8 protein-coding genes are annotated in these 12,031 nt (G+C 34.1%); 3 read left to right on the top strand and 5 right to left on the bottom strand.

The features are described 5' to 3' along the window. Positions 1-170: 170 nt before the first annotated feature. The gene (locus QNJ66_RS24075; protein ID WP_300511186.1) at positions 171-1,703 is read left to right on the top strand and encodes a CHAT domain-containing protein; all 1,533 of its coding nucleotides are present in this window, start codon (positions 171-173) and stop codon (positions 1,701-1,703) included. Between the two features lie 159 nt (positions 1,704-1,862). Beyond that, positions 1,863-2,561, top strand: coding sequence for a pirin family protein (locus QNJ66_RS24070; protein ID WP_300511185.1), 699 nt, complete (start codon positions 1,863-1,865; stop codon positions 2,559-2,561). Between the two features lie 72 nt (positions 2,562-2,633). On the opposite strand, the gene QNJ66_RS24065 is transcribed toward QNJ66_RS24070, so the two are convergent. From QNJ66_RS24065 to QNJ66_RS24045, 5 genes are all read right to left on the bottom strand, one after another. Then, positions 2,634-8,459: an AAA family ATPase gene (locus QNJ66_RS24065; protein WP_300511184.1), complete on the bottom strand. Its 5,826-nt coding sequence runs from the start codon at positions 8,457-8,459 to the stop codon at positions 2,634-2,636. A 153-nt stretch (positions 8,460-8,612) separates the two neighbouring features. Further along, positions 8,613-9,671 (bottom strand): hypothetical protein, encoded by a 1,059-nt coding sequence (locus tag QNJ66_RS24060; protein WP_300511183.1) that lies wholly within the window; start codon positions 9,669-9,671, stop codon positions 8,613-8,615. Between the two features lie 56 nt (positions 9,672-9,727). After that, positions 9,728-10,813, bottom strand: coding sequence for an amidohydrolase family protein (locus QNJ66_RS24055; protein ID WP_300511182.1), 1,086 nt, complete (start codon positions 10,811-10,813; stop codon positions 9,728-9,730). Positions 10,814-10,862: 49 nt separating this feature from the next. After that, positions 10,863-11,120 carry a BrnA antitoxin family protein gene (locus QNJ66_RS24050; RefSeq protein WP_300511181.1) on the bottom strand — a complete coding sequence of 86 codons (258 nt, stop codon included), beginning with the start codon at positions 11,118-11,120 and terminating at the stop codon, positions 10,863-10,865. Then, on the bottom strand, positions 11,095-11,379 hold the full coding sequence (locus QNJ66_RS24045) for a BrnT family toxin (RefSeq protein ID WP_300511180.1): 285 nt from the start codon (positions 11,377-11,379) through the stop codon (positions 11,095-11,097). Before QNJ66_RS24045 ends, QNJ66_RS24050 begins: the two co-directional genes overlap by 26 nt. Before the next feature lie 314 nt (positions 11,380-11,693). Here QNJ66_RS24045 and QNJ66_RS24040 point away from each other — a divergent pair, with 314 nt between their 5' ends. Beyond that, complete coding sequence (locus tag QNJ66_RS24040) at positions 11,694-11,945, top strand: hypothetical protein (protein ID WP_300511179.1); 252 nt, start codon at positions 11,694-11,696, stop codon at positions 11,943-11,945. Positions 11,946-12,031 lie beyond the last annotated feature (86 nt).

Raw genomic sequence — 12,031 nt, 5'->3', positions numbered from 1 at the left:
TTATATCTGACGGATAAGAACGTCTCTTCATAAAACTGTCATAAAAACTTATTCCATAGTTTTATAACCACAAATCTGTGCCGCCTAATTTCTTTATCTTTTCTTTACAAACAGTCTCTAACCTTACTAAACATCTCATTGTGGGGTCTGAAGCTAATAAACTTCAATATATGGCTACCTTATCATGGAGTACAAATTGGGCAATATCTTGGCATCTGCAACATAGTCCTGATAACCCCCTGGCTGCTCGTCAAGCACTCACCACTCTCCTACGACGCAAAGGACGCATTCTCGACCTTCTCACCCAGAACCAACAACTCCTACGACAACAGTTAGAACCTGAAAATAGAGCTTTATTAGCTCAATTAGTCACTCTCAATACACAACTAACTAACTTAGAGTATCTCAAACCTGAACAAATTACCTCTCCTCAAGAACATCGACAACAAATTGAGCAACTAACCAGGGAAACTCAACAATTAGAAGCTAAACTCAGTCGCATCAGTAGCAGGTTTCGTGTGGAAGCCGAACCAGTCACCCTAGAAACCATTCAAGCCTTAATTCCTGACAATACCGTTTTAATCGAAATAGTCCGCTATCAAACTTATGACCCAAAAAATAACAGATGGGGTTCTTATCGCTACGGTGCTTATGTGTTACGTTCTACAGGAGAGCCTCTGGGTATTGATTTAGGGGAAGCAGCAACCATTGATGATAAAGTGGAAAATTTTCGTCTGCAATTAGCCCAAGATATTCCCATCAAACAAACGAAAGAGCGAGGTCAAATTTTAGAAAAATTAGTCTTTGCTAAAATACGTCCATTTCTCGACCAGGATGAACAAATACTGCTCTCCCCAGATGGAGAACTTAACCTCATTCCCTTTGAAGCATTGGTTGACGAAAATGATAACTATCTGGTTGAAAATTACCGTTTTACCTATCTAAGCTCCGGACGAGATTTAATCCGTTTAGCTGCTCATAGTCCTTCTATGGCTCCTCCTGTGTTGATGGGCAACCCCAATTTTGTTCTCTCTAGCTCCACTGTGGCACAACGAGGGGATTCTCGTTATTCTCCCCTTTCTAATATTGGTTGGCCTAAGTTACCAGGAACCGCCAAAGAGATTGCAGAAATTGCCAAACTATTTGATGATGCTCAGATTTTTACCCAAGAACAAGCCAACGAATTCAACTTGAAACAAGTTCAAAGTCCTAGTATTCTTCATCTGGCTACTCATGGTTTTTTTGTAGCTCCCCAACAATTTTCTAATCCCTTAGCAGCCACTGGTTTAGCTTTAGCAGGTGTGCAACAACGTGGGGATGGAGACATAGAAAATGGTCTTTTTACTGCTCTCGAAGCGGTGAACCTCGATTTAAAAGGAACCCAATTAATTGTCTTATCAGCTTGTGATACGGGGTTAGGTACGGTGGAAACTGGAGAGGGAATATATGGTTTAAGAAGGTCTTTTGTAATTGCTGGTTCTCAAACTCAAATAATTAGTTTATGGAGGGTAGATGACCAAGGAACAAAAGATTTGATGGTGGATTATTATAATAAGTTATTAAAGGAGAAAAAAGGACGTAGGCAAGGTTTAAGGGAGTTACAATTAGAAATGATAAATGGTGATAAAGGTGATAATTATCAACATCCTTATTATTGGTCGAGTTTTATTCTTTCTGGTGATAGTTCTTCTTTACAATTTTAGCAAATTTAATTCTCTTTGATAGGCGCACGTACTCGTTAATTTATCCATGATTGTAAGTATTTTAGATACGATATGTCTTTGAAATTGTATATTGTCTTTTTATGAAAAACAATTCATAATAAAAACAGTGAATCTCAACCGAAAGGAGTGATTAACATTATGATTACTGTTCGTCCCAGTCAAGCGAGGGGTCATGCTAACTTTGGTTGGCTCGATAGTAAGCATACTTTTTCTTTTGGGAGCTATTATGACCCAAATTACCTGGGATTTGGCAATTTACGGGTAATTAATGAAGATCGAGTTAAAGCTGGTAAAGGGTTTGGTCCCCACTCCCATCGGGACATGGAAATTCTCACTTATGTATTAGATGGCGAATTAGAGCATAAGGATAGTATTGGGAATGGCTCAATTATTCGTCCAGGAGATGTACAACGGATGTCTGCTGGAACAGGAATTACTCATAGTGAGTTTAATGCTTCTAAAACTAAGTTAGTTCATTTTCTACAAATTTGGATTATTCCTAATCAAAAAGGAGTTACTCCTAGTTACGATCAGAAACATTTTTCTAAACAACAAAAACAAGGAAAATTAATATTAGTTGCTTCTTCTGATGGCAGAGATAATTCTGTTAAAATCCATCAAGATATTGACATTTTTACATCAGTCTTAAAAAAAGGGGATATAATTAACCATAAGCTTAATAATCAGTCTGCATGGTTGCAAATGGCTAAAGGTTCAGCTAAAATTCACGATGCAACTATCTCAGAAGGAGATGGTGCTACAATCAATCAAGAATCGAAAATTGAGTTAACTGCAATAGCTGATGATACAGAAATTATTTTGTTTGATTTAAGATAATTAATTGATTTCTTGTTTAAAATATTGCCCATCATTTTTCGAGGTTACTTAGAAGAGCAAACTACTTATTCATCATGATTTCTGGGACTTAACCCAATGCGAATCAAAAATCGATTCATAGATACGGTTATGAATTTTAAGAAAACCATCTTGCTTAATCACCAGTCCTGATAAACGTAATTCTTGTTCTTCTGGACTATCAATAACAATAACTTGTCTTTGATCTAAGATTTGTTGATAAAGGGTGAGAAGTTGTTGACTCTTTGTACTGTTTAAAATTCGGTCTCTAATGGTTCTTAAATGTTCGGGTTGATCTTGAGTTTCCCAATTATTAATGATTTTATCTTGCACTAAGTTCTTTATCCATTCAGGTTCATCTTTAGTAGAAATAGGCATTTCTATATTACGAATCAGTCGACATAACTTTTGAGTTAAAAAAGGTTGTCCTCCTGTCCAGTTTAAGATTTCTTGAAGTAAGGTTTGAGGATTACTTACTTTTTCAGCTAATCCGTATAATAAAGGTTGTGCTTCATGGGTTTTAAAACTTTCTAATTCAATTGCTTGACCAATATTAAAAGGAGTTCTTCTACTATCCGTCATTAATTCTGAGGGAGTGGCAACCCCTAGAAAAGCAAAGGTGAGATCCTGATATCTAGATTCTCCATTAATCATTCGTTGATTATAACAGGAACGAATCAAAGCGAAAAAGTCATCGACTGGGAAGTTTAACCCTAAAAGACTATCAACTTCATCAATAAAAATAAATATCTTTTTAGGGGAGTTTTGAGTAGTTGAATTCAATTCCACTAATAACATATCTTCCAGAAATTGACCGAATCTTTGAACAGGAGAAATATCTAATCGCTCATTCCACCAAGTTTTGAAGTTAACTTTTCTTCGTAACCCAAAATTTCGTAATAAATCAACAGCTAATCCTTTATACCATTGTTCAACAGTAATATTAGAAGTCCCAATACGAGTTAAATCTATGGCTGAACATTGATAACCTTCATGGTTTAAATGGTTCATCATCCTAACCATAAGGCTAGATTTTCCCATTTGTCGGGAATTAAGAATATAACAAAACTGACCTTGTTTTAAAGCTTTGTAAAGGGTTCTATCGGCTTGTCGTACCACATAAGTTGGTGCATCCATCGGTAAACTTCCTCCTACTTGATAATCAAAAGTAGAGGGTTTATCATTACTTTTTAGTAGGTCATTTTCAAAAATTAATTCTGCTTGAGTTGCTTTGAGAACATCTAATGTTTGTGATAGTTCTTTGGTACGTTCTTCTACTCTTTGTTCTAAGGTTTGATACAGTCTAGAATTGTCAATAGAAATAGCAGCTTGAGCAGATAGGATATTTAAGAGTTCCACTCTTTCTGAGGTAAATGCTTCTGTGGTTAAGTTATTTTCTAAATAAACAATACCTTTTAATTGACCTTGATTAAGTAAAGGAGTACAGAGAATTGATTTAGTTTGTGTTGCTATGATATAAGGATCATTAATAAATTGACCTTCAGAAACTGCATCATTTAGAACTACATATTTTTGAGTATGACCGACATAATTGATAATAGTAGTTGGTAGAATAGGAAGTGAATTTTCAGGGTTTTTTGATTCTATGGAAATTGATCTTAAGATAGCAACTTCTTCCTTATCTACTGTTCCCTGAGCTTCGATGACTAAATTATCATTATTATTTAAAATTAGAAAACTCTTTTGCGCCCCTGCATTTTCAATCACAATTTTCATTAAGTTTTTTAGGAGATTTTCTAGTTTTATTTCCCCGGAAATTGCTTGAGAGGCTTTTATAACAGTAGTTAAGTCAAGAACTTCCCCATCATTTCCCGTTGTCGATATCGTGGTACTAAGACCTTTAGATTTATTCTGATTTGTTACTCCTAGTAAATACTGAGGATATTCTTTTTCTAACTGTTTAACCTTGGCTTTTGCACCCCAACGAATGTAACAATGATAAGCATTTTTGAGATATAATTTTCCAATTTCTTCTCTACCTAAAGCAAAATAAAATTCTGAGGCTCGTTCATAGGCTAAGGCTTCTTCATGGAGAAATTCATATTGTTTTGCTCCTTTAATGGCTTTTTCGTACAATTCTTGAGCTTCCAAATTTTTTCCGAATACTCTTGCTTTTTCTGCTTCAACTAAATCATATTTATGCTGAAAATTCATGGGAGCATGAGTAGCCCAATGATGTAATTTCCCCTGATTATCATTAACTTGTTTAATTAAGCTATTTTGGTTATTACTCTCAAGATCATGAAGGCTAGATAAAAGAGCCAAAGAATAGTAAAAATAGAATATACTGACTGTGTATAATCCTAGAGCTATACCTAAATACTCTTTAGCTAAAGTTGCATTATCTAAAGATTTTTTATAGTTTTTAAATAAGTAATATATAAATAATTGATTAATATAAAACCAACAGAGAGACTGTAGATCATTTACTTTTTTGTAGAAAGACACTTTCTTGTCTTCATCATAGGTTTCACTGCTCAATTGATTAAAATTGTCTGTATTATTAAGTAAAACCAAAATTAAATGTTGATATAATTCTAACCAACGTAAACTTAGTTCTTGCTTATATTTGAGAATATCAGTCTTATATTTAACAATTTCTTGGGCTAGAGACCTTAATTCTTTACCTACCCAGAATGCGTGCAGACAATACATAAAAGGAGCTAAACATCCCCAACTCATATCACCTGTTTCTAGTCCCTGTTGATACACTTCTAAAAAAGAAGTTAATGAACCTTGAAGATGTTCTTTCCAATGTCTGATAAATCCATTAAACATATATAAGGTTTTTACTTTATATTTTTGAGGCTCAAACTTTTCTAAAAGACTTAAAGCAAGCAGCCCAAATTTATAGCCAGACTCAATATCTTTGCTTACTTCACATAAAATAATTCCATAAGGTATATAAACATTGCTACAGCCATAAGTATTCCCATATTTTAGGAGCAAATTAATAGATTCAAGGATACAGAAAGGGAAAAGCTTCGGATAGCCAACAGAACTCACTCCCGCAATAAGAATTAGTATCTGTATAGCTTTTTGTTTTTTGGTATCACTCATTTTTTGTAAAGCAATTAAGTCTTCAATATTTTGATTACACCAAATTGCTTTTGTTTGTTCTAAACGAAGTTCTAAATATTTACTACTGTTGTCTTTAGGAAAAGTTACGTCTAAAAGTTCAAGAGCTTGTAATCCTAACTTCATCCCTTCCGAATTTTTCTGCTCACCAAAATAAGCTTGAAGTTTAATTTCATAAGCTTTTGCTTTGTCTAGTGGGTTTTGTGCTTGTTGCAAGACAACTTTTAGCTTTTCCTCCATTTCTTCAAACTCACCAGTTAAACTAGCTATTTCTGCTATTTTTAAATATAATTGTAGAGTAAAATTATAGTTTCGCTGCCAAGGATCATTCCAATTTAAGTGAACAGAGATTACATTTTTATTATCTACTATTTTAACTGGATTAAGTAGCTTGATTGCAATTTGTGAGTAATTAAATGCTGCTTGATAAGCTGCTGATGCTTGAGCTTTGATACTTGCAGAAAAATTGAGTTCAGCTACTTTGTCTCTTTGTGACTGATTAATAATTAATTCTGAGCCAATGTTTAGATGATTAACGATATCAAAAATATGATCATTGAGTTGATCCTGTTGAGTATTTTCTAACAGTAGCCAACCTACTTGTTGATGGACTTGTTTTTTTTTCTTTTCTGGAATCAAAGTATAGGCTGCCTCTTGAACCTTATCATGTAAGAATTTGTAAGGAATTGATTTAGGATATTCAGGAATAAAAGCAGAAGATTCTATTGAAGTGTCATTCGAGAATTCCTCTTCAGTCCAAAGTAAGGGAATTTTATAATCATTATCTAATGGGATAATTAAGCCATCTCTAATAGCTGTCTGAATTTTGTTAGAGATAATAGTTAGAGATTCCTTTTTGATAATGGCCAGGGTTTGTAACTCAAATGTATTGCCAATACAAGCAGCTAACTTAATAATTTCTTGGTTGTTTTTATCTAGTTTTTTTATTTTAGACTTCATCAAGTCAACCACATTGTCAGTAATCTCTAGTTGCTGAATTTTTCTGATATCCCAAGTCCATAAACTTGTTTGAGTACAAGAATCTTGAGAAGGATTTAATACAAGTAGTTTTTCTTGGTATAAAGACTTAAGTAATTGATTTATAAAGAAAGGATTGCCACCTGTTTTATAAGTTATTATTTTAGCAAGAGGTTTAGTGATTTCTGTTGAACAATGGAGTGTATTTGAAATTATTTGGTTGACATGATTTAACTTTAGAGGTTGAAGCAAAATTTGATTAATTTTTGCTTTTGTTTTATTAAGTTTCTCTAGTGTTAACATTAAAGGATGAGTATCAGTCACTTCATTGTCACGATATGCACCTATTATTAATAGATGGTGAAAATTGAAGTCAGCTATTAGTAATTCAATCAATTTTAAAGATTGCAAGTCTAACCATTGTAAATCATCAAGGAAGATGACTAATGGATGTTTTGAAGAGGCAAAAATTTGGATAAATTTTTTAAAGCAAAAATCAAATAAATTCTGATTGTCTGTATTTAGTAAGATTGGCTTTTCTGACGTTTGACCAATAATTTTGATGATTTCAGGAATAAAAATACTCATTATATGAATATTTTTCCCTAAAGCATTTAAGATTTTTTCTTTCCAAATCTCAAGATTTATTTCAGATTCAGTTAATAACTGATTGATCAAATTTTGGAGAGCTTGGATAATTGCTGAGTAAGGAATATCTCGTTTTAATTGTTCAAACTTTCCTCTAATAAAATAGCCTTTTTGATAGGTAATAGATTTATGAATTTCATTGACTAAAGCAGATTTACCAACCCCCGAATAACCAGAAATTAGGAAAAGTTCAGCCTGTCCTTGACTAATACGCTCAAAAGTATTTAATAATTTTTCAATTGCTGATTCTCTACCATAAAGTTCTTGACAAATAGTAAACTGTTCAGAGATATCTTGTTGTCCTAAAGAAAACGGAGTTATTCTACCTTTTGCTTGTAATTGAGTCAGACAATTTTTTAAGTCTAATTTAATCCCTAAAGCACTTTGATATCTTTGTTCTGGAGTTTTTGCTAACAATTTCATGATTATGTCAGAAACTGTCGAGGGAATAGAAGAAATAAGTTCATGGGGTTTTGGAGGATGTTGAGCAATATGACAATGAACTAACTCCATTGAATCGGTGGTTTGAAAAGGAAGTGTATTAGTTAAAAGTTCATACAAAGTTACACCCAAAGAATAAAAATCACTGCGATAATCAATACCTCGGTTCATTCTACCAGTTTGTTCAGGAGCAATATAAGCTAAAGTTCCTTCTAATTTATTTGGGTTAATAAAGGTTTGATTTCCTTGAGATATAGCAGTTGCAATGCCAAAATCAATAAGTTTTAGCTGTCCCGTTTCTCGGTTATAAACAATATTAGAAGGATTAATATCCTTGTGAATAATGTTAGCTTTGTGAATGGCCGCTAAACCTTCAGTAATTTTAAGAGCAATGGTTAAAAATTCTTCTAAATTAAACTGGTATTGGTGAATTAATAACTTTAAGGACTGACCTCCAAAGTCTTCTAAAAATATTACTAAACTATGTTCATATCGTCGCAAATCATAAGCTTTAATTACTTTTTCAAAATTTAAAGAACGGGTTATTTCATATTCAAGTTTGTATCTCGTAAGTTCTGAAGGAGTGGGATAATTTTCCTTAAGAATTTTAAGAATAATGGGTTGATTATTTTCTAATAACATCCCTCGATAGACTAATGAGTTAGCACTCTCATAAATTTTGCTAATAATTTTATAGTCGTTGATAATATTCATCGAAGTTACAAATTAATCGTAAGTTTGAGAAAATCGGATTTTAGCAATTTTCATAATATAAGGACGCAACCCAAAAATTAGCTAATTCAAGTTCACAATGTAACCCAAATTAGCTTTATACATAGCACATTTTATGGCAAACTACTGATTTTTCTAACAAGCAGTAGATCCAGGAAGATAAGGATAAGGAGGCATAACATATTCTATAGTTTCTGATTGATATTTTCCATCGGAGTAAGGTGGATAAAACCGAAAGTCTCCTGATGATTCTTCTGCATCTGCCCATGCTTGAAGTTTATTTTGTGTTAAAGTTGTTTGAGAACCGAGAGAAGGTCGAGGTGGATATCCGAGAGTGACATCTAAATAAGGACCCCTTTGATTAAGTCCAGGTTGCTGAATCTCTGCTATGGAACTTGAAAATGTGTCCCAAGAAACTTTAAAAATATATTCAAGAGCTATTTCATAGCTACTAAGCAAAGACTCATTAATCAAGACATAACCTTCAGGGTTATCCCCATATTCGTTTTCTTCGACATATTTATAAGCTTGTCCTGCTAACAAAAGACTCAAACGTATTCCATTATAGTTCCGCATCTCTGGTGTAATCACATAAGTCCTCTTATCTTCTGACTTAAGTTTGTCAAATAAAGTCTCAATCCTTTTCGGTTCATCTACTGCTAAATTATGGGAAAGAACCAGTTGTTTAATATAGCTTAATCTATCTCTTTCCCAACCTTGTTTGACTTCTTTTAAATCAAGCCATGTCTTGGTGAGAAGTTGTGAAATTTTTCGACCTTGTAACAAATATCTAACAGTAGAAAAATCAGCAAGTTCCGCTTCTATTTGATGCTTGTCTGCCAGATGTTCGATGAATTTGTGGTCAACTCGAACTCCTGTTGTTGGTAAGAAATCTCCAATTGTTTTATTATTCTTCCAGGAGTCTGTCTGGATATCATATTCAATAACTGGATACTTGTTATGATTTTTGAAGTGATACTTTGTTTCCAGTTTCAATTCAGTTTCAATTGTATAAGGTTGTAATCCGCACGACTGATCTTTTATCGTATCTTTAACAACAAGTATCTCGAAATACTCGTCATTTAGCTCATTATGATATCCTTTATATAGTATTTTGTCTAAATGCTGGGCGTAATTAACTGCTCTTGGGTAAGCTGGTATTCGTTGATTAAAGGAATAATGGGGTGAATTCATAATATCTCTTTTTTCAAATTTGTTGATAATGAATAATTGATTGTTAACCCTATCTTTTAACTTAAGCTATAAAAATATCTTGGATTTTCCCAAACAATTTTCCTCACTATTTCCTGAGATAATATATCTTCAAGCTTTATGAGATTTTTAACGCCATCTACTTGATGGTCCAGATGAGGATAATCAGACCCAAAGATTAAATTGTCAGAACCGACGTATTTAATTATTTGAGCAAGATAGGGTTCAGAAGGTTCTACCGAAATGAAACATTGACGGCGAAAATACTCTGATGGCATCAATTTTACCTGATTTTCAACTTCCCAATGTAAATTTTTGTATTCTTCGTCCAGTCGCCATAACCAATAGGGTAGCCAACCGCAACCTGATTCTAAAAATCCGACCCGAAGTTGAGGATGACGCTCTAAAACTCCCCCTTCAATTAATGCCAATAGTGCCATCATTTGTTCCATGGGGTGAGAACAAGCATGGAGGGCAAAACGGGTATTGAATCTATCGATTCCTGTAGTCGGTAAACGGCTATGGGTTCCCTCATGAATGCTCACTGCTATTTCTAATGCCTCGCAAGCTGCCCAAAAGGGTTCGTATGCTTCATCACTCAAAATTCTACCTTTAACGGGGTTAGGGCGCAAAAAAACAGCCTTCCAGCCCCAATTAGCAATGCGGTGTAGCTCTTTGACCATATCTTGGGGATCATGTTGATTCATTGCACCCACACCTTTTAACCTATCGGGGTCATAGCTACAAAATTCCTCATGCAGCCAAGTATTATAGGCACGAGTAAATGCACCTATGACTTCAGCAGGTAGGCTATCAATAGCAAATAACCACAGTCCGTAGGTAGGATAAAGAAAGGCAATATCAACCCCCATTTGTACCATTGTTTGTACATGGGATTCGGGATTGTAGCGATTGAGATAAGCATGAGGATAAGCTTGCATCATCTGCTTATTAGCTTCTTGTTGAACTTGTAGAGATATTTTTCGGGCAATGGGTTCCCCCTTAATTTTCATGTCAGGAGAAGGGGCAAATTCCTTAAATTTAGGTTCTATATACTTGCCCCACATTTCGGGAGGTTCAATGACATGGGAGTCTGCATCAATAATCTTGTAATCTTTGAGCATAAAAAAGCCAAAATCAACCTATTTTTAAGATAGAACCAATTGGTGATCGCTAAAGTTCTTTGTTTTCTTGATGGTTAACATAAGAACGAAGGACAGCATTAATTAAAGTTTGATAGCCTTTTCCTTGCTGTTTAAACCAGTCTAATACATCATTATCTAAACGAATAGAAATGGCTGTTTTAGTTAACGGTTTGACCACTTCTGCTTTTGACCAAAAACCGTCATCTAATTCAGGGATATCTGAGGTATCAATGGCATCATCACTAATATTTTCGATTTCTTTAAGTCGTTTGGGCGAGATACTCATAAAATTGTCTCCTTTCTTTGGGGGTGGCTTTTCGGGCAGAAATTAGGCGAATTTTGCCGTTTCTTTCAGTATGAGCGACAGTGACAATGACAACTCCTTGGATGGCCCCAATACTGATTTCTCGAATCTCATTATCAAAAAATCGTTCATCTATGGCGGTAAAAACGATTCCGTTGAATATTTCTTGCGCTTCTTCAAAGCTAATACCGTGTTTTTCTTGATTTTGTTTGTTTTTGTTTTCGTCCCATTCAAAGTCCATTCAGGTTGAATTACTTTTTGTATATACAATTAGCCTAGCATGAAACAGTAAGACCTTCAGGTTGAATCTCTTAATTTGCCTTATTAATTCATTGGTTCTAGTTAATTGATTGGGCAACCATATCATAAAGTGACGCTTTGAATCTAATATAAATCTAATATGAAAAATTAATATTGTGCCAAAAAAATATATTAGAAAAGTATTAATTTTATAGATTGTAATTAGCAGAAATAAATTTTATTCTGTTATCAAAGGTGATTAAAAAAATCACTTTAAAACCAAAAAACGAGATATTATTCTCAAGGAGTATTCTTATGGCATTCGGTGACAAAAGCCAATGGGACTATCTAGCCATGGCTTTGATAAAGGCATATCCTGCATTGCAAACTGCTTCGGAGTCCCAGGATCGCGGAAAGACATATTTCCAGTTTGCTGGGCAGCCGTTGCAGGCTAATTGGACATCAGGAACAGACTATCCGGCTTGGACAATCGCCAATACAGTTCCTGGTGATTTAGCCTGCATTATTCATGAGAGAATTGAGAACAAGCCTGAAAGCCTTATATAATAAGGAATATGGAGATTTGACCCCAATAACAGTCTGTAATTTTTATCTATTACTAACTATTGATTATTTAATGATTAAAAATAAGA

Source organism: Crocosphaera sp., from assembly GCF_030064895.1.
Lineage (GTDB): Bacteria > Cyanobacteriota > Cyanobacteriia > Cyanobacteriales > Microcystaceae > Crocosphaera.
This window is presented reverse-complemented; position numbering and strand designations above follow the sequence as displayed.